Source organism: Leucobacter faecis, assembly GCF_054456635.2.
This window is the reverse complement of sequence record NZ_JBTJEP020000005.1, coordinates 164,277-182,721: the sequence shown is the minus strand read 5'-3', so window position 1 is coordinate 182,721 and position 18,445 is coordinate 164,277. Positions and strand designations below refer to the sequence as shown.

Genomic DNA, 18,445 nt, shown 5'->3' with positions numbered 1-18,445 from the left:
GTGCTCATTGGTGCCGCGTCGCATAGCGTAGACACCAGGAGCCCAACCCGAACAGCTCCGCTTACCCAAGGAACCCGATCATCATGTCCCGCCTCAGCTGCTTCACCCTCATCGCCCTCTTGATCCTCGCCGTGATCGGCGCGGTCGCTTTCGGGATGGCGATGCTTCTCGGCGGGTTCTTCGTCGCCCTGAGCGCGTTCTTCTCCTGGGTCGGCTGGTGGCCGCTCTTCATCGGCGCCGTAGTGCTGCTGATCATCGGCGCAGTCACATCGCGCAAGGGCTAGGCCCAGCCAGACCTCTCACTGGTGCTCGTGTCCCTTGGTGCCGTTGCGTTTCGCCCACTGGCGCTCATGCGCGCGCAGACTGCTGCCCTCAGCGAGAGACTCGTATCGCGCCGTCCAGGCGGCGCGGTGCTTCTTCGTGCGGCGGATCACGAGGTCATGCCAGACCCTTGAAGCGAACGCGTGAATCCCGATCGGCCGGCTCAGGTGTGCACGGGGGACGCGGCCGAGCACGCCGTAGTTGTCAGCCAGGCCAGCGAACCGCCATTCGCACGCATGAAACTTCATGCCGCGATCCGGCCCGGGCAGAAACAGCATCGCCAGCACCCACATCAGCGCGGTCGCCGCAGGGAGGCCCGCTGCGACGGCGGCGGCGCCCCACCAGAATGAGGGCCAGTGCATCAGACTGACCTTTCGCGCTCCGCCGGCACGGTGACCGGCTCGGCTGTGAGCGCCGCGGTATCGAGCAGCATGAGATTGCCGGGCTGGTAGTCCATGCCGAGCGAGATGACTTCGTGCGCGCGGCGGCCGGGCGTCTCGTCGAAGTGCTGCCGCTCCGGCATGTGCCAGTGTCCGTGAAAATGCAGCCGCGGCTGCACCGCATCAGCGAGCTCCTGCACAAGCGTCGCGCCCTGATGCGCGTACGCGCGTACGCTTTCTGGCAGCCCGAGCGGGTTGCGCAGTCGCGCCTGCACTACTGAGGGGGTGGCGACGAGCGGGGCTTCGTGCGTGAGGAGAATGTCGGCGAGCCCGACGGTCTCCTGCCGGGCGGTGCTTACGTCCGCATCGGTGGGAAGCTCGGCTGCGAACCAGTCGTGCCCCTCGCGCCGGTGCGCCCGGTCGATGGACGCGGCGCCCTGCATCCAGGTGAGTCGGCGACCGCCGAGCGTGAGGCTCCCGGCCCGAGGCAGCAGGCGCATCGTCGGATAATCGCGTTGGCCCGGGTCCCAGCGGTCGTGATCTTCGTGATTACCTGCCAGGATGACGAGCTCCAAGCCGAGCATGGCGCACAGTTCGTTGGCGCGGGCGAGGTATCTTGGCCCCGCCCGGAACCCGGGCCAGTACCCGAAATCGCCGACGTGCAGCACGTGCTTCGCTCCGGTGCGGGATGCCGCGAGCAGCGCGGCCTCCATCCAAGGGCGGCGGGCATGCCAGTCGCCCGCGATGACGACGCGGTCGGCGTGCGCGAGCTCGGTCTTCCAAGCGGGGGCGGGACTCACGTGAGCTCTCCCAGCGCCGCTCCTGCCCAGAGCCGGGTGAGGTGCGAGACGAGCTCGGGGAGAAGGCACTCTGCCGAGGTGACGATGCGCAGCCCGGTAGCTTGCGGCGTGACTTCGACCTGCACTTCCCACCGCTCAACCGGAGTGGGCGCGTGCAGCGCCTCCCACTGCTTCCTGAGCGACGACATCATATGGTCGCAAGCTTCCCCCTGCACCACGCCGGGCGGCACAGGGACTTCGAGCACCTGCCGTGCACCGCGGTCAGTTTCCGCCCAGACCAGGCCGATCGACCGAGTGATGACGCGCTGACCGCGAGCGAGCGCCTGGCGGCGGCCTTCGACCATGCCGGGGCTCACGCCCAGGTCGGTGTAGCAGGCGACGTACTGTGCGTGAGCGCCCCACGTGAAGCCTGCTTCAATACCGCGCGTGCGCTCGCCCGGCACAGTGTCGTCCAGCACGCCAGGCTGCGTGTAGAGCAGATGACTCGCGAACGGGGCCTCACCGCGGGTGAGGCTATCAGCGAGGCAGGCGCGGGCGTATCGCTCGTGCAGGGCGGTCGCTCCCGCGTACGGGGACTCGATCACCACCAGCGGGGGCGCAGTGTTCACGATCGTGCCTTGCGCTGGGCGCGGCCGCTGAAGCGTGCGCGCTGATCGCGGCGGCTGGGCTTCACCCGGTCGCCGGGCCCGAGGTCGTAGGCGGTGTCTCTCGGGCAGCAGGGTGTCTCCTGGCTGACGACGAGCTTCTCGACCGTCACCTCAGTGAAGATGTTGAGCTTCGCGCGTCCTGGGACGGTATCTGCCTCGTCGAACATGTCGCGGGAGGTAGCACGCCGTCGTGGGGCGTCGTCCACCAGCGTGCGATGCACGTACGGGCTGACCTGAGCCGCCGCCGCGCGCAGTTCACGGGGGAGTGACAGGGCAGGGGTCACATCAAGCAGGCTGGTCGGAGCGAGGTACGCCTCACGCTCGCGCGTGACCACGTCGTAGCCTGCATCGGTCGCGAGCGTGACGAAGGCGTGCAGCGCCGGGAGCTCGTGCGCGTAGAACACGGCTGTGACGCGGCTGAGCCGGGCGGTCGGTACGCGGCAGGGTCCAGCGTGATCGGGCGCTACGGTGCCGTGGCGACGGGCACGTACGGCATGCGGGGCATCTTTCAGAGTGCGACTCAAGAGGAGCCACCTTTCAACTAGTTGGGACCAGAGGTGCGTGAAGGTCAGCAGATTTCCTGCTCGACGATCTCGCCACCTTGTCGGATAACAATTCGCACATGCTCGACGCGATGATGCTTCAGCACGCGGGCGGCGCCCGCCGCATTGAGCACGTTCAGCATCGAGGCGGGCGCGAACATGGTGTGCGTGCGCCAGGGGGCGTCCGCGTGAGGTTTCGTCTCCACGACGACTTCGTCGGCCATGGGACCGGCTTCTGACACGGGCGCCTCCTGATGGTGTGTTGTTCAGCCGCGCAGTTTGCGGCCGGTATCTGCCCTATAGGACGCCGAGCACACTTGCTGCAATGCCCCAGGCGGCGTACAGCCCGAGGACGGCGCCGAACAGCATCTCGATCACAGATCCGGTCTTCCCGAGCACCGGGAGGGAGAAGTAGCCGTTCCCTTTCCAGATCAGGTTCACGACCGGGATCGCCTGAATGAACTTCGGGGCTTTGATTTTCAGCGGCCAGAGCCAGTTGATGCCTTCAACGGTGAGGAAGTCGCCGAGAATGTGGGCGGCGAACCCAATCGTGATGCACAGCTGGAACCAGCCGAGCTCGTCCGGCAGGAACCAGAACAGCGCCGCCGCCACTGCGATCCCGATGATCCACGCTTTCCACCACGACTTCACCACCTTCAACACCTTCACCGCGAATGTGAGCAGCGCCGCGATCATGACCGCCCCCGCGACCGGCAGCGCCTGATGCCACCAGGAGGGCGTCCACGTGAGCGTGCCGAGCCAGCCGGTCAGATACCAGCAGCCGATAATCGCGAGGATCGAGTGCATGCCTTTGCGGTGACCACCCGAAAGCGCGCCCACCGCCCCGGCCGCGACCCGGCCCGCGCCAGGCACAGAATGCGCGATCGTCGCGTTGTGATGGTCAGCGTCCGGAAGGAGCGCCGCGCCCGCACACACAACCGCGCCGGCGGCGAGCTGCCACGGCTCCACCGTGACGAGGCCGAGCGCCGGGAACGCGGGGGCAGTGGAAGCGACCGCCACCCAGGCGGCCGCCCCGGACAGGGCGTGGTTGTAACCCATCATGAAAGATCAGTCCTTAACTAGCGGTCGATGCCGCGGTGAATGTTCACCGAAGCGCGCATCGGGCCAAAATAGTTCTCGTTCTCGAACAACGCCCGGTCACTGCTGGCCCCGTCGAATACGAACGACCCGTGCGCTTGACTCTCATATAGGACGGCCCCGGTGCCGAGGTCGCCCTCGCAGCTCATGTCGCCTGAAAGAGTTTCGCCGTCTGCGTTTCTTACCGCGACCGGCGTGAACAGGTACCGGTCGGAGTCGCCTGTCGCGTTCGCGTTCCGGTGCACTTCCAGGTCGAGCGTCTCCGCGGTCGGATGCTCCGCCAGCACCCGCTCGCGTAGATTCTCGCGGTGCAGCGCCCGCTGCTCTTCACGCATGAGCTCGATTTCACTCTCCATTTTTCGCGCGGCAAAGCCCGCCACGAGCGCTTTCGCCTGATGGGGGTTGTCCCCGTTCGCTTCCGCCCGGAGCCGCATAGCGGCGTGTTCAAAGAACGCTTTGTCTTCTCGCAGGCCGTCGAGGAACTGGCGCGGTGTGAAACCGTTGTGTTCTCCGAACTCGGGAGACCATATTTCGTCGAACTGCTCGTCCGGGTCGAAATCGTCGAGATCCTGCGCGATCGTGGCTTTCAGGTCGCCCATGGTGCCGCCGTCCTCGAACCCGTCAGTGTCTACGCGCCAGGTGGCGTGGTTGGGGGCTTCGACGGTCATGAAGTCTCCGTCTTCCACTTCGGCGTTGCCGTAGTCGAGGTCGTGCGCTTCAAGGAGCGCCTGGATACTGTCTTCGGTGATCGGGGCGTCGTTGTGTAGCAGCTCCGCCGAGTCGGGTGCCGGGCTGAGCGCGAGCCCTGCCCCGGACGCTTCGGTCTGCTGCGATGCGGCGAACCGGCCGCCGACCGCCTCGCCCGCCTGTTTCGTGCCTGCGCTGTGCCTGTTGATGTTGCTCATGTCTCTGCGTGAGACCGGCGCCCCAACCGCTCGGTCAAGTAACAGTCTCGGTGATCGCGCGGGGCGTGGTTTCCACGATGAGTTCAGTGTCGAGCTCGTCGCCGTGCTCGTCGGTTTCTACGAAGATGCTGGTCTTGCGCATGATAGGTCCTATCCTCTGAAGTCGGGGTTTTTGTCGTACGTCAGGAAGCGTTCGCGCTGCGGTTTCTGGCGGCATTCGCCCTGCGTGCAGATGTACCGGGCGGTGCGCGGCTTCCCGTCCCGATACGTGGCATGAGTAGGGTCGTTCGGGCAGTTGCCGCGATACCGGCGCATGAGATGCACCGGCGCGTTGCGCTCCGCCTCGGTCGCATGGTGCACGCGGGTGGCGGAGGCTTCATCGAGATCGTGCCGGCGCAGCAGGGTACGGAACTTCTCTTTCCAACCTTCCCCGTGCCCGCCGTGCAGGTCGTCAATGCCGTGCGCCACCTCGTGCAGGATGGTGTTGGCGATCGTGGCGGGCTCACTCATGCGCACCTGCGGCGTGCTGAGCTCGATTTTGTTCTCATTCAGGGCGGGGTTGCCGCGGTACTGCGTTTTCTTGTTCCAGCCGATCGCACGTTTACTCTGCATCCAGCCCCCGAACGTCACCGGCGTGCCGAACGGCGGCTGCGCCGCCTCCGGGGTGTGGTCAATAATCTCCCGGGTCGCCTGCTCCACCACCTTCTTGCGCTGCGCCCACGGAGTCGCAAACCACTCATCCGGCGTAGCGTTCAGCAGCTTCCGGAAGTTCGGGGCAGGCGGCGGCGTACGCACCAGGTCGTTACGCACCACGGTCCGGTCAGACAGTCCCGCCCCGGACGCTTCAGTCTGTTGCGACGCCGCGAACCGGCCGCCGACCGCGACCCCCGCCTGTTTTGTGCCCGCGGCCTGGCGGTTCATGTTGCTCATGTCTCTGGGTGAGACCGGCGCTTCCTAGCCCTGCTCGATGTTGAGGCCGAGCTGCTGCGCAGCGGACACCGCGGCCCGGTCGCGCCGGGCGGCTTCAAGGTTGTACACATCATCGTGTGGCGGGTTCAACGCGTACTCTCGGCTGGCGAGTTCAGTGATCTGAGCTAGTTGTTCCTCGTTCAGCTCGTCTCCGTTCTCGAGGACGAACCCGGAGTCGATGTACTCGGCCATGTCACGCCGCGAATAGCCGTTGGTGGCCGCGAAATTCAGCTGGTCCCGCGCCGCTCCGAGCGCGGCATCGAAGCCATCCTCGGTGAGGTGATCGGTGTCGAGGAACTGGCGGGAGAGGTTCACGTGCGAATCCTGCTCCGCCTCGTCCAGGTCAATGCGCACGATCTCGTCGAACTCGGAGAAGTTGCGAGGCTCGTCAGTATCGCGCGTGCTGCTTCCGAACTCGATGTTCGTGTCCTGCTTGGCGTAATACTTGTCCATCGGGTCGATGCGGGTGTTGTTTGTCAAGCCGCGCAGCTGTCTGGCTAGGCCATTCACGCTTGATAGGTCGATCTGTCGGCCCTCGCCGTCCTCGACGCCGCCGAAATCCCAGCAGTGACTTTCCGCCTGCGCTGCCCAATCGTATTGGCGCACCAGTGCGATGTGTTTCGCCTCCGGGAAGTGTCCTTTAATCAGGAGCGCTGCTTCGTGCTCGAACAGCCGATTCTCGTGCTCTCGTGCTGCCTGGCGCACTTGTTGCGCCTGCGCGCGGCGCTCCTGAGCACGCTGAATGCTGCGCTCGCGTGCCATCGCGTTGATGCCCGGCCGGGTGAGACCTGATAGCCCCGCCCCGCTCGCTTCCGTCTTCTGGGAGGCGGCGAACTGCCCGCCCACCGATACGCCCGCCTGTTTTGTGCCCGCGGCCTGGCGGTTCATGTTGCTCATGTCTCTGCGTGAGACCGGCGAGGCTGGAAGAATCAGGCTTCGGTGAGCATGATGCCGAGCGACTGAACGTACGGCGCGCCTGGTGCCGATCCCGCGTCGTCAAGCATGAGCGTGACGCCCGCGGCTTGCAGTGCCTCTGCCAAAGCCGCGCCGCCGAGCGCCTGAGCTTGACCCCAGGATGAAGCGTGAATGGTCAGCTCGAAGTCCATTTCGCGCTCATCCGAGCTGACCACCCGAAAATCGCGCACCCCAGGGGAGAAGCGCGGCTGCACGCGTAACCAGACAGACAGGCGCCGCGCCGTCTCGGTCATCGTCTCGCCTTCAGGCGCGGCGACACCGCCGGCGAGCCTGAACACTCTCGGCAGCGGGAGCTCCTTTCTGGCGGTGTGATGGTTAGTGCTGCGCGGGGGCGGGGCTGCGGCCAATGCGCCAGCGCACTTTGCCGCTGTCCCAGATGCGGTGCAGGTTGTTCGCAGCGGCGGCTTCTGCCTCGGTCCAGCCCTCTTGATAGGTGAGGGCAGGGTCCGACCGAAAACGCTTCAAGCGGTACCCGAACTTATGTGCCCTGCTGGCACCTGCAAGGTAAGCGTAGTCCGGGGCGACGTCGCCGTCGCGGGTCCAGCCGTGCTGCGCGTACAGGTCGCCGCTGGCCCAGGACTCGTCGGAGAACGTGATCGCTTCGGTCCAATCGCCGAGCTGATCAACCGCTTTCCAAAGCTTCGTGAAGCCACCCGGTACGCGGACAGAGGTGACGAAGCGCACGAGCTCTATCTGTCCCAGCCCTCGGCGTCTGACGAGCATGACGGCGACGAGTTCGCCGTCTCTGGTGCGCAGCCCGAGCCGTACGCCGGCGTGCGCATACCCTTGCAGATGGTGAGCGTCGCAGAAGTCGCGGGCCTCGGCCAGCGTGAGCTCTTCTACTGCGGTGGTGCGCGCCCCGACGCGTCGGCCCTGGTCAGCGGAAAGGATCGACGCGAGCAGGCGCTCGACGATCGGCTGCCGGTCGCGCCAGTCATCCTCCCACACCTGCACGAGTCGGATTCCCGCCGCTCGCGCTGCGAGGAGTTTCTGGCGGTGATAGTGCTTGTCTTTCCCGGCGGGCTCCGAATGCCAGTACACGCCGTTGCATTCGACCGCTACGTGATGCTCGGGGAGGTAGATGTCGAGCTCCTGGCTTGTTTCTGAGAGCAGGCCGCGCCGGTTGCGATGCACTTTCGACACGGTGTTAAGGGACGCGATGAAATCTGCGACCTTAGCTTCGAACGGACTCGTCGTGCTGAGTGACCAGCATTCGGGGCATGCTTCCAAGCCATTCTTACGCCCCCATACCGGCGTCAACCAGGCGTGACCCTCGGTGCACTGCCACCATACGGGCGTCTTGCTGCCGTGCGATACCTGGTCCGGGGTGAGTTCTTGATTGAGCTCGGGATGCCACTGCGCGGCCAGTGCTGGATGTGTCGTGGCGAGATCATTGATGCCTGCCACGAGCAGCCTCCCAGAGCACACGGAACACCCCGCGTGCTGGGCAGCGTAAATTTCACGTTGCCACTCATGCCCTTGATCGCATTGCCACCAGGCGGTCGTTGCGCTACCGGGGGCTACGTCATGCGCGGTGAGGGTGACGTTCTTCGTGGGGTGCCACCAGCGCGCCAGGTCAGGGTTGCGCTCAGCGAGCGAGCCGCGCATCAGGCCAGCACTGGCGCAGGCCCCACAGGCACTCTCATGCAATACGCGCGCGCACACTATATTGGCCCACTCGTGTCCGCGGGCACACTGCCACCACACGCGCTTGTTGCTCCCTGAGGTGATCTGCGTCGCGTCCGGGTGCGCATTCTTTGTCGGGTGCCACTCTTTTGCGATAGCTGGATGGGTCGTGGCGAGGTCGTTGATTCCTGCGACGACGCGCTTTCCCGCGCATACTGAGCACCCCTCGCCTCGGGAGCGTCCCGTCACCGGGGCAGGCCATTCGTGCCCGCAAGGCCCCAGCCACCAGACATCTTTGTTGCTCCAGGGCGTGACCTGAGCAGGGGAGAGGTCACCGTTTTTAGTGGGGTGCCACTCATTTGCCAGAGACGGACTATGAGAGGCAAGGTCGTTGAATCCTGCGAGCACGCGCTTGCCGTTGCAGACGGCGCATCCGGGATTGGCGTGCGTGTTCGTGCGGTTCGCAATGGTAGCGTCCCAGGAATGGCCGCACGCACCGACCCACCACACGCGCTCATGTGAGCGCGAAGATACGTCGCCTGGGCGTAAGTCACCGTTCAGCGTCGGATGCCACTGCGCAGCAACGTCTGGCCTCAGCGTAGCGAGGTCGCGGCCGGGCTTCACCCGACGGCGAGGGGGAGAGGCGGGGGTCATACTTAGTGAGCTTCCTTATCTCGCGAGCTGTCTCGGTACTTGACACTTCTATAGGACGCACGTACCTCGGTGACGCAGACTAGCGGATCACTGTTTAGTGTTCACTATAGGTACTACCATTCCACAACATGCACAAAACCTCGCGGTGTCCACTTACTGGCGGAGCCACGAAGTTTTGCCCGACTTGGCTACGATCGCCCTCTCGCGAGCACGGCTCGGCGCTCGGCCTGCTCGGTGCGGCGGCGCACATCTTCCGGGTTGGTGGAAGCAAGCTCAAAGAATGACGGAGGGATGTGCACCTCGACCGGGGCGATCGCGTTCTTGAGGTCTGAATGGTAGAACACCGCGGGGCGGAGTAGCTGCCTTTTCCCGGTTTCCTCGTCCAGGTGCCAGAGCGCCTTGAGTGAGTTCCAGTTCACGCCCGCGCCGCCGGAGAGGTACTCCATCTCAGATACGCGCCCGATCAGCTCTTCACTCACCGCGCCGAACAGCTGCATACCGGCGAGCGCTTCTTCCTGGTCTTTGATGTGGCCGACCATGCCGCGCGAAATGAAGTTGCCCATGCCTGCGTCCAGGGGGCCTGAAGGTGTTTGTGTATAGATCATGGGTAGTACGTTCTGGGATCGCGATAGGCGCCCAATTTGTTCAAGTTCATCCGGCGCCGCCTGCTGCAGCACCCAGCCCTCGTCAATGTGCAGCACCCCGGCGCGGCCCGTGAGACTCATCATCGCGCCGCGCACCATCATCTGAATGATGTTCACGCTCGTGCGCACCAGCGGGTTCGCGGTGGCCGGGTTAAACGTCGTGTTCGCCTGCGGCAGCTCGAACTGCGTCTTGCCCACTTTGAACAGAGTGATCCCGTTCGACACTGACAGTGACTCGCCCTCGGGGTTGATCCCGAAGCACGCCCGGAACATGGGCGCGGCCTCTGCGAGCCGGAAGATGCCATCTACAACCTGCTCGTCAATGATGCCGTCCTGTTGAGCGATCCGTAACGCCTGGCCGGTCGCCCGCGCACCTTTCGAAACGCCGTGGTGGATCGCATACATGATCGTCGTTTCATGCTGCTGCATCGTGTACGAATCAAACGGCCGCACCTGGGAAATCATGTTCGCCGCCATGCCCGCCCCCACGGTCGGGTCGGACGCGAACCGCAGCGGATCAAGCGCTCCGTCCGAATGCACAAACTCGTCGAACGAGAACACCCGGCCTCCCGACGCCTCTACCGCTGGGCCCAGATCCGAGTCGCGTTTCGGGTCGACAATCACCTGCGGAATGCCCATGAGACCCCACTGATGAGCGAGCCACTGGAGCAGGGCAGTTTTGCCGGCTCCGGTACCAGCCGCTACGAGCGAAATTGGGAAGGCATCCGTGGCGCTCGCCGCCGCGTTACTGATGTACACCGGCTGCCCGTCGCGCTCGGTGAAGCCCATGAGGGCGCCGTCAGCGTCGCCAACGCGGCTGAGGTTCGGGAGCCCTGAATACGCCACGGTTGTGCACGGGAGGTCCTGCTTGAGCGGGTTGGCGCGCACGCTCGAGCACAGCATAGTTTCGTAGAACGCCGCGGGCTGCAGATTCGTGAGCGGGTTCAGCTCCAGCGCCCGGGGCGACACGCGAGTGAGGTCGTCCACAATACCGTCGAACCCGACAATGATGGAGCAATCGTGCAGGGTGCATGGGGCATTGCCACTGGCGTAGAACGGCTCTAGCTCGTCGAGGTTCTGCTGGAGCTCTTTCATCTCCTCGCGGGCGTCTTTGTTCTTCTCCGTGAACGCGCCGATGTCTTCACGGATGCGTTTCGCTTGAGACCTGATCTGCGCCCGGGTCGTGCTCGCCGGCTCCACTAGACCGCGGATGGAGATGACACGAGCATGCTGATCAATGAGCTCGCTCGCCCAGCGCACGATCGGTTCGGACACAGCGGTGGGGCTGAGCGTGAAGTCGTTCGCGGCGGCGAAGGTGACGGCGTGCTGCTTCGCCCCGTCACTCATGCTCGCGTCGGTGAGGTCTTTCGGCCAGTGCTCACAATCGGCGACGTCAAAGTCTCGGTCGATGCGCCGTTTCGCGTCCATCGAGGAGAAGAAGTGAAAGTGGTTGTCATGCGGGTTCACCGGGATGGCTTTGGCCAGTCCTCGATTCCACCAGGAGTCTGCCCAGCGCAGTGTTTCTGCGGACGGAGTGTGCATACCCGCTCGGGCGAGCGCCCCGGACACAAGCTGCGTGTCCTGGTCGAAGTTCTCCAGCAGCGTTCCTCCGTGCACGATGGTGTGCGTGACTGACTCGACCGATGTTTTCAGGCGTTCTTTCCAGCCGCCTTTCGCGGTACCGCTTGCGTTCGGGATGAGCCGCACCCCGATGAGGAGCTCGCGCCTGATGACGAGACGGCGCCGGAACTCAGTGTTCAGGTAGTCCCGGATCTTGCTTTCCGCTGGGGCCTTGTACCAGGTGGGGACGTTCAACAGGAGGACGTGAAACTCACGGTATGAGTTCTTCGTCGTCGGCCGGTTGATCCCCGGCGTGGCGAGCTCAGCCAATTGCTCGAAGGCAGCGTTCAAGCCGGAGCCGCCTTTGATTGCTTCCTCTACTGACTTGGCATCTGTGATGGACGACATGGGCACTGATCGGTACAGCCACATGGAGTTGTCTATGCCCGGAATGCGCCCGTCTGCGAGCGGTACCTTTGAGCGGGTCTCCCACTGCGGCAGCGTAGGCACCTGAGGGAACGCGGCCTGGTCCTTCTTCGCCAAAGCTAGTCTCCCTTGGTCTTCTCGGTCTTTGGGGCGGCAGGCTTCTTGTCCGAGGCCTTATCTTCTTTGGGGGCGGCTTTCTTGACGTCTTCAGGCGAGGCCTTATCTTTGCCCTTCGCCTTCTGCTCGGAGGTCTTGGGGTCCGGTTTTACGGTGACTTCGCCGCCCGATTCCTCCCCGTCTGGCGCTTCCCCGTCGCCTTTACCGACTTGTTCGAGGTTGGTGCCAAGGCCATCCGGGCGATCGGTGTCGTGCTCACCCGGCTCATCGAGCTCCAGGCCCTTGAGGGCGACGGAGTATTTGCGCAGGTCGGGACCCGAGCCCGGGCCGCCCCAGCTGACCACCTTGGGGGTGGCGCTGTCGATGCCGGTCACGAGTAGGTCGTACGCGACCTTAGACAGTCGCTCGCCAGGTTCAAGCTCGTCCTGATCCTTCCAAGTGACTTCAAGCTCGACGCGGGCAATCAGCCACGTGGGGGGCGGGTCTTCCTTGGTCTTCGGTTCTTTCGTCGCAGTGGCGGGCACACTAAAAGCCGCGCTTTCGACGTTCGAGAGCGGCACGTATGAGTGGTCGGCTGCCGGGTCGGAGACCGCCTGCTTAAGCTTCTTCGGAGACCCTGAGACGAATGCTTCCACCCACTCTTGCACGGCAGGGGTGATGTCATGGTTGGTAGTGTTTTGCTGGAACCCGAACCAGGGCATTTCACCGCTCCAGCCGCCGGTAACGTAGGCGGCGCGCGGGAGCAGGGTCGGAGAAGAAACGACCTTTGCCCCGAGCACTTCGTCAACATGCACGAGCACGTCGGAGTCGTAAAACCTCACTCCGTCAGTCAGGGTGAAGTGGTGCAACTCCTGGGTGTAAGTGGGGCGTTTCACGCCTTCGGGCGCGTCGTCGGGCAGGGGCGGTGCCACGCGCTCGTCGTACCCGTCCCACGCCACAATCTCACCCTTGGGCAACGGGGCGGGGACCGACTTGAGCCACTGCTTCATGGCAATGTTGGCGCTGGCTTTGCCGCCTGACGAGTTGATCGTGCGCGAGCTGACGACAGAGGCTTCGTCCACTTTGTTGAAGTTCTCCGCCAGGTAGAGCAGGCCGACGACCCCCACGAGTGGTACGAGTACGAACGAGTTACTCCAGATCGCCCAGCGGGTGATTTTGCGGCGCTGCTGCTGCTTCGCGGCCGTGGGGGCGTCAAGGTTGACGGCCACGCGTTGCTGCCCTTGGTGAAGCGGCCCGCGTCCGGGTGTTGTCTGCTTTTTCTTCGCCACTGTTTTCTCCTAGAAGCCCCAGCTGTTCAGTGGTGGCGCATGCGAACCTGCCTGAGTATCGTCTTCGTCGCCCGGTGCAGGCTCTGCGGCGACGGACAAGGGGCTCTCGTCGGTGAAATCCAGCTCGGCCGCCTCTTTTGCCGGTTGTTCGGTACCGCTTTGCTCCTCGGCCAGGAGCTCGTCGGATGCCTCATGCCGGTCCTCCGGCGCTGGTTCGACGGCTTGTTCAGGAGAGCTCACGGGCAGCACGAGGGGCTCTAGATATTCACCTTCCGCGCTGTACTCGTCCGCGGAAGCCTTTTCGTAGACGGAGTCATCGTCGAAGGGTTGTTCGTCCTCTTCAGGGCATGAGTCGGTAAAGGGGGCTGTCTCGCTCGATGTCGCCCGCAGTATGGCAAGACGATCGCGTGCCGTGGCGGCGATCACCGGATTCGCGTCTGTGGCGAGCAGCTGCAGCGTGCTTTTATGCACGGGCTCTTCATGCAACAGAGCGCGGCGGATACTGACGTCCGGCGAGCTCACGAGCGCCGCGAGGCAGTCCCGGCAGCGAACATCGTCCGCCGGTACGGGCTCACGGCAGGGGGCCCAGCACGCCCGGCACTTCCCTGGCAGGTGCAGGGCGTGGCCGGGCGTGCTGGTGTACCGCCAAGAGCGGCAGCGGATGGTCACCGGTCCGCCTATCGCCCGAGCAGAGCCTGAGCTTCATCGAGCGCCGCCACCTGCTCGTCAGACAGCGCGCTCAGTAGGTTCGCAAACGAGACCGCAGCGGCCACGTCAGCGGACGGTAGCGACTCGTCGGATCCGGTAACTGCCGCGAGGACGGCGAATGGGCGCACGCGCTTCGCCTTGTCCATTCCCGCGATAATGGCGGGGACAGTGAAAGGACTCGTCGCGAGCGCCTCGCGCAGCTCACCGATCACGCTGAGCGGGTTGTCAGCCCGGTCCTGCGTAATGGCGAGCGCGGTCAGCTCGTCGTCTGGCGCATCTGCGTCGCAGCGGACCACCGAGCGCAAGACGGTGCGCGCTTCAGACGAGGCCTCGCCGATCGCGGTGTGTGTCTCAAGCACGCTGAGTACCTGAGCCTTCGTCACTGTCGTGGGACGGGCGCGCCGCTTCTTCGGAGCCTTGTCAGTGGCAGGATGAGCGGGAGCGTCGGTGGCTGCTTCGTCCGCGGCGGCAGTGTCTTCGTGCTGCTCCTCGGGATCGCTCGCAGGCGCTACGGGCTCGAAAGTGTCACTGCGACCCGTCTCCTCGCTCTCGCCAAAATTGCCGTAGCCGTTGTCTGTGTTCCAGGAAGACATGTGGTCCCTTTCCGCCTGAGGTTGAAAATTTTTCGCTTCGTCTGTGACGCATGCGAACCTCAGACCGGCGGCACGCCGGGGCCCTGGAACGAGTTGTTCTAGTTGATTGGCGCTTGCGGCGGCGTTACTTCAAGCAGCTCGCCGGCGTCACTGAGCTTGAACTGCCAGATTTGAGCGTCGCTCACCTTCCCGAGGACATGGTTCCCGCTCCCGGCGTAGTAGATCGCTGAGAACGGGATGGAGACGGCGACGTTGTGGTCTCCATTGATCGAGAAAGTCCAGTCCTGCTTCACGGTGGCGGACGGCTTGAAGATTGAAATACTATAGGTGTCTTGTAGGCCGTCAGTCACGCCGTTCGGGTTCTCAAGGACCGCGGGGTAGTCCGCCCATTCATCGGCGTTGGGGATAGCAGCCGACAGCTGCTTCGCTCGTGCTTCTCGCCCATCGCGCGTATCGAAGGCAGGCCAGAGCTCGGCGAGCTTGAGCGCTCGCTCGATCGCCGCCGGCGAAGCCTCTCCGATGTGTGCAGCAGTGCCCTGTTCAACCATTTTCTCGAATGTTTCATCGGTCTGCTCGGCTAGGGCGTGCCCTTCACCTGGCTGTTCAGTGCCACGGGATGCACCGCTTTCATCCGCAGGTTCTTCCAATCCAGCGGATGGAGGTGAACCTGGAGTGGATTCGTTCAATGTCTCGCCCGGGCGCAGGATGAACACCAGCATGGCGATCGTCGCTGCGATGAGTAGGCCGAGCAGGATCATCGTTGATTTCTTCAATATTATGGCCTTCCGATGTACTGGAACGGTTCCAGGTCTCCGTTAAATGCGCCCATGCTGGATCCGATAAAGAAGTGGTTGTGCGGGGCTGACGTGCAGCCGCTCATGCCTTCTGACGCAACCTGCTGCCCCGCCTTTACTGTCTGCCCGGGCTTCACAATCACAGAACCGTTGCCGACGTGGTTCGAGCTAGAGAATAGTGTTTTTCCCTTATAGGTGTGCTTAATCATGACGGTCTGGTTCTCGCCTCGCCACCATGCAATAGTGGGGCAGTAGCTCCCGAATGGCATGCCATCCCCTCCGGCTTTCACAACGACACCGTCATATGCGGCAAAAATTGGGCCCTTGGGTGATGAGGCAAGATCAATGCTGTAACCAAGATGGTAATGCTGAGCGATCGCAGGAGTATCAGAGGGCCAGGCCCAGCCATTGGCGTTGACTTTCCCCTGGGCCCCCGTGGCGGGATAGTCCTCTGACTGGTCGGGACAGCTTCCGGAATCGTTCGTATCTCCCGTGTTGCCCTTGGTGTCATCGCCTTTGTCGGGCGTGAGTCCGTCGATCTTCCATTTGCTTTTGTTAGCAGGGATGGCCTTCTGGTTGAAGACTTCATTAGCTTGCTGGGCCCAGTCAGCGCGCTCGGGATGGAAGTTCAAGGGGCGTTCGTAGCCCATCTGGAACGCCATCGCTGCTTTGGACGGATCCGTGGTGGAGAGCCAGTCTTCGAGAGAGGTGAACGTGCCGGGCGCGTTTGACTCTACATAGGGCCACACGGCGCGGTTTTGAAATTCGGACGCCCACATGAATGCGACTTGGTTTTCGATCGACCAGCCCGGTTTCTTGATCTTTCCCCAGTAGTCAGAGTTTGTGAATTTCTCATACGGGGTGAACTGGAAGAGTCCGCCTCCGCCGCCCTCGTTGGCAGGAGGCGTCTTCGAATCCATGCCGAACCGGATTACGCCATCGCCCTGTGACCTGTCCGGCACGAAGCCCGATTCCTGCTTAACGTTGCCGAGCACGCCGGCGGCGAATGCGCCCGACACGCCGTACTCCGTAGTGAGCAGGTCGAACAGCTTCTTCGCGTTGTCATACGTTTCATTCCCCGGGGTAATCCAGTCGCCATCACCTGCAGGTGCTCCCTCTGGAGTCGTGGAAGTGTCGTCAAGTCCGGTGTTGCAGCCAATGACGCCCAGCTCCCACTCCAAAGCTTGAACGAACATTTCTTTCGGCTTCTCAGCCCCGCCGATTTCTAGGGCTATCGTCCAGAGACGCTTCACCTCTTGTTGATAGCCGAAGCGTCCGTGATCTCCGCCCTCTTCTTCGGGGTCGAGGATAATGAGTCGCTGCTGCTCAGAGCGCTTTTCATCCGCCACTACTGCCCCGGCGCTAATGTCTCGAAACTGTCGCTTAGGATCCATGATCTGCATAGCGCAATCAACCGCTGCCCAGTTCACCTGCCCCTGGTCGCCTGTTGCATCTGCCGAGGTTTCGGTTTTCGACTTCTGCGGCGCTTTGCGCGGGTCAGGATACTTGGAGCACTCTTCTTTGGCCTGTTGAATAAGCGCCTGACTCACTTCGTCCACTTCATCTTCAGTGTCGCTTTCCGCGAAAGCTGGTGGTGCAAAAACGAGCGCCCCGAGCAGGCTTGCAGACAGCACTGCAGCAGCGGTCAGGCTTGATCGGCGCAGCATCATGGATTCTCCTAGTAGGTCGGGGCGGCGGGTAGATTGAAGTGTTTTTCGAGCGTGGTGGCGCCAGCGTCGTGGTACTTTTTCGCAGCGTCTTCGCCGATGTAGCGGTAGTGCCAAGGCTCGTAGATGTAGCCGGTCACGGGCTCCTCTCCGCGCTCGTAGCGCAGGATGAAGCCGTATTTCCATCCGTTCGTGCGCAGCCACTGGCCTGCGGTAGTGTCCTCGAAGCACTCGGATAGGCTGCACGTGCCGTCGGGCATGCCGAAGTCGATTACGAGACCGGTTTGATGCTCACTGTGACCGGGGCGAGCTGAGTACGTGTCGGCCGCCTCTTGCCCGTCGCGCTGGATGTATGACTCGTACAGCGTGACCTGCAGACTGTGAGGGCGGTAACCCGAGTCGATTGTGAGGGTGACCCCATCTTTCTGCGCCGCGGCGTGCATTTTCTCAGCAGCATCCGCCGCTTCTGAGCGCACGGGCTGGCCGTTGGCATTGGCGAAACCAGCTGGCATCCGGAGGTCAGAGGGTTCCCAGTCGAGCGGGGAGAATGGGCGCTGCTTGTTGATCACGACGATCAGCGAGTTGGGGTCGCTATGGTCGTCGTCTGCGGGCGTGGTGGCGGGCGGCGACGGGGGCGGCTCTTTTACTCCGTGCATATCGCTCGTGATGAGGCTGGCGGGCACGTCTTGATATTCGCTCTCGTGCATGGCTTGAGCCTCCTGATACATGTCAGGATCGACCTCAGCGTTCGTCATGGACTGGCTCGTGCCTTCGCTGCCCGAAGAGCTTTCACCGAACGCTCCGCTGATACTGGCGACAGTCATGAGCGCAACGGCGGCAGGGATGATCCAGGTCATGAGCAGAAAGCCAACGCTAATGAGCAACAGCTTGCGTCCCTGCTTGGACTTGGTGAGCCCCTTTAGGCCGCCGACAATTGCGCCGGGAACGGCTCCGATACCGCCCGCCACTGCTCCAGAAGCCGCCCCCGCGGCGGCCTCTGACGCCACCGCCCCGAGAGCTTTGGCGTTGTCAGCGTCCTTCTGTGCTCTTACTGTTCCCTTGCGATCCGCGCGGCGCTGAGCGACGGCGGTAATCTCATCCGCCGACTTTTGAGCCATGGCGCCGGCGGCTGCTCCCACGGCGCCTGAACTAGCGCCCGTGGCGCCGCTCGCGAGTCCTCCAGCCGTCTTCGTGGCGGTGCTGCCCGCTGCCTTTGCTGCCGTGCCGCCGGTTGCTTTGGCCGCAGCGCCCGCGGCCTTACTCCCGGCCTTGCCGGCGGCTTCAGCCCCCTTCTTCGCAGCCTCTCCACCGGCCGCGGCGGCTTTGGTCGCGCCTCCCGCGGCGCTGGCAGCCTTGCTCCCAGCCTGAGTAGCAGGGAGTGCAGGTTTACCCGCGACCGGGGCGGGCGTAGCGGGCTTTCCAGCTGCTTTGGGTGACCCAGCTCCCTTAGGTTTATGGCGCTGGGGCTTCGCAGCGGCGGCTCCGGTGTTGCGCTCCTGCCGCGCCTGAGCTTCTCCGGTCTCCTGGGCTTCTTTCTCATCTTGCTTCTTGAGAGAGGGTAGAAATGCCGCTGGAGCTTTAGGTCCGACCGGGTTGACCTTGTTGGACATTTTCGCCGAGACCCGCAGCACCTCACCGAGCTCTTTGATCGACTCGAGCTTCGAGTTGGCTTTGTCAGGCGGCGCCGCTTGGGTCGCGCGGCGCGGCGTGGGGATGTCTTCTATCTCGTCAGGAATCTGATCGTTCATGGC

Annotated in this window: 19 protein-coding genes and 1 pseudogene; 1 reads left to right on the top strand and 19 read right to left on the bottom strand. The window is 63.6% G+C overall.

Features of this window, described 5'->3' with window-relative positions:
* Positions 1–83: 83 nt before the first annotated feature.
* Positions 84–284: a hypothetical protein gene (locus tag ACXR2T_RS06395; RefSeq protein WP_458838692.1), complete on the top strand. Its 201-nt coding sequence runs from the start codon at positions 84–86 to the stop codon at positions 282–284.
* A 15-nt stretch (positions 285–299) separates the two neighbouring features.
* Here the strand turns inward: ACXR2T_RS06395 and ACXR2T_RS06390 are convergent, their stop codons facing one another.
* The 19 genes and pseudogenes from ACXR2T_RS06390 to ACXR2T_RS06300 form a co-directional block, all read right to left on the bottom strand.
* Complete coding sequence (locus ACXR2T_RS06390; RefSeq protein WP_458838693.1) at positions 300–683, bottom strand: hypothetical protein; 384 nt, start codon at positions 681–683, stop codon at positions 300–302.
* Positions 683–1,501, bottom strand: coding sequence for a metallophosphoesterase family protein (locus tag ACXR2T_RS06385; protein ID WP_458838694.1), 819 nt, complete (start codon positions 1,499–1,501; stop codon positions 683–685). Before ACXR2T_RS06385 ends, ACXR2T_RS06390 begins: the two co-directional genes overlap by 1 nt.
* Complete coding sequence (locus tag ACXR2T_RS06380) at positions 1,498–2,109, bottom strand: DUF7768 domain-containing protein (RefSeq protein ID WP_458838695.1); 612 nt, start codon at positions 2,107–2,109, stop codon at positions 1,498–1,500. The genes ACXR2T_RS06385 and ACXR2T_RS06380 overlap by 4 nt, the downstream gene beginning before the upstream one ends.
* Positions 2,106–2,672: a hypothetical protein gene (locus ACXR2T_RS06375; RefSeq protein ID WP_458838696.1), complete on the bottom strand. Its 567-nt coding sequence runs from the start codon at positions 2,670–2,672 to the stop codon at positions 2,106–2,108. Before ACXR2T_RS06375 ends, ACXR2T_RS06380 begins: the two co-directional genes overlap by 4 nt.
* Before the next feature lie 44 nt (positions 2,673–2,716).
* On the bottom strand, positions 2,717–2,914 hold the full coding sequence (locus ACXR2T_RS06370; protein WP_458838697.1) for a hypothetical protein: 198 nt from the start codon (positions 2,912–2,914) through the stop codon (positions 2,717–2,719).
* A 73-nt stretch (positions 2,915–2,987) separates the two neighbouring features.
* Positions 2,988–3,752 carry a metal-dependent hydrolase gene (locus tag ACXR2T_RS06365; RefSeq protein ID WP_458838698.1) on the bottom strand — a complete coding sequence of 255 codons (765 nt, stop codon included), beginning with the start codon at positions 3,750–3,752 and terminating at the stop codon, positions 2,988–2,990.
* A gap of 17 nt (positions 3,753–3,769) precedes the next feature.
* On the bottom strand, positions 3,770–4,693 hold the full coding sequence (locus ACXR2T_RS06360; protein ID WP_458838699.1) for a hypothetical protein: 924 nt from the start codon (positions 4,691–4,693) through the stop codon (positions 3,770–3,772).
* Positions 4,694–4,843: 150 nt separating this feature from the next.
* The gene (locus tag ACXR2T_RS06355; RefSeq protein WP_458838700.1) at positions 4,844–5,623 is read right to left on the bottom strand and encodes a SprT-like domain-containing protein; all 780 of its coding nucleotides are present in this window, start codon (positions 5,621–5,623) and stop codon (positions 4,844–4,846) included.
* Between the two features lie 24 nt (positions 5,624–5,647).
* Positions 5,648–6,559, bottom strand: a complete 912-nt coding sequence (locus ACXR2T_RS06350; protein ID WP_458838701.1) for a hypothetical protein — start codon at positions 6,557–6,559, stop codon at positions 5,648–5,650.
* A gap of 32 nt (positions 6,560–6,591) precedes the next feature.
* Entirely contained in the window at positions 6,592–6,870 is a 279-nt protein-coding gene (locus ACXR2T_RS06345) for a hypothetical protein (protein WP_458838702.1), read from the bottom strand.
* A gap of 82 nt (positions 6,871–6,952) precedes the next feature.
* Positions 6,953–8,044 carry a zinc-ribbon domain-containing protein gene (locus ACXR2T_RS06340; RefSeq protein ID WP_458838726.1) on the bottom strand — a complete coding sequence of 364 codons (1,092 nt, stop codon included), beginning with the start codon at positions 8,042–8,044 and terminating at the stop codon, positions 6,953–6,955.
* An 18-nt stretch (positions 8,045–8,062) separates the two neighbouring features.
* Positions 8,063–8,917: pseudogene (locus tag ACXR2T_RS06335) on the bottom strand (zinc-ribbon domain-containing protein); the annotation flags it as partial.
* A gap of 188 nt (positions 8,918–9,105) precedes the next feature.
* Complete coding sequence (locus ACXR2T_RS06330; protein ID WP_458838703.1) at positions 9,106–11,664, bottom strand: ATP-binding protein; 2,559 nt, start codon at positions 11,662–11,664, stop codon at positions 9,106–9,108.
* Positions 11,665–11,666: 2 nt separating this feature from the next.
* Positions 11,667–12,932 carry a hypothetical protein gene (locus ACXR2T_RS06325; protein ID WP_458838704.1) on the bottom strand — a complete coding sequence of 422 codons (1,266 nt, stop codon included), beginning with the start codon at positions 12,930–12,932 and terminating at the stop codon, positions 11,667–11,669.
* A 9-nt stretch (positions 12,933–12,941) separates the two neighbouring features.
* Positions 12,942–13,403: a hypothetical protein gene (locus ACXR2T_RS06320; protein WP_458838705.1), complete on the bottom strand. Its 462-nt coding sequence runs from the start codon at positions 13,401–13,403 to the stop codon at positions 12,942–12,944.
* Between the two features lie 206 nt (positions 13,404–13,609).
* Entirely contained in the window at positions 13,610–14,233 is a 624-nt protein-coding gene (locus ACXR2T_RS06315; protein WP_458838706.1) for a hypothetical protein, read from the bottom strand.
* A gap of 98 nt (positions 14,234–14,331) precedes the next feature.
* A complete protein-coding gene (locus tag ACXR2T_RS06310; RefSeq protein ID WP_458838707.1) occupies positions 14,332–14,991 on the bottom strand; it encodes a hypothetical protein in 660 nt (219 codons plus the stop codon).
* Between the two features lie 17 nt (positions 14,992–15,008).
* Positions 15,009–16,697: a phage tail tip lysozyme gene (locus ACXR2T_RS06305; protein WP_458838708.1), complete on the bottom strand. Its 1,689-nt coding sequence runs from the start codon at positions 16,695–16,697 to the stop codon at positions 15,009–15,011.
* An 8-nt stretch (positions 16,698–16,705) separates the two neighbouring features.
* On the bottom strand, positions 16,706–18,442 hold the full coding sequence (locus ACXR2T_RS06300; protein WP_458838709.1) for a M15 family metallopeptidase: 1,737 nt from the start codon (positions 18,440–18,442) through the stop codon (positions 16,706–16,708).
* Positions 18,443–18,445 lie beyond the last annotated feature (3 nt).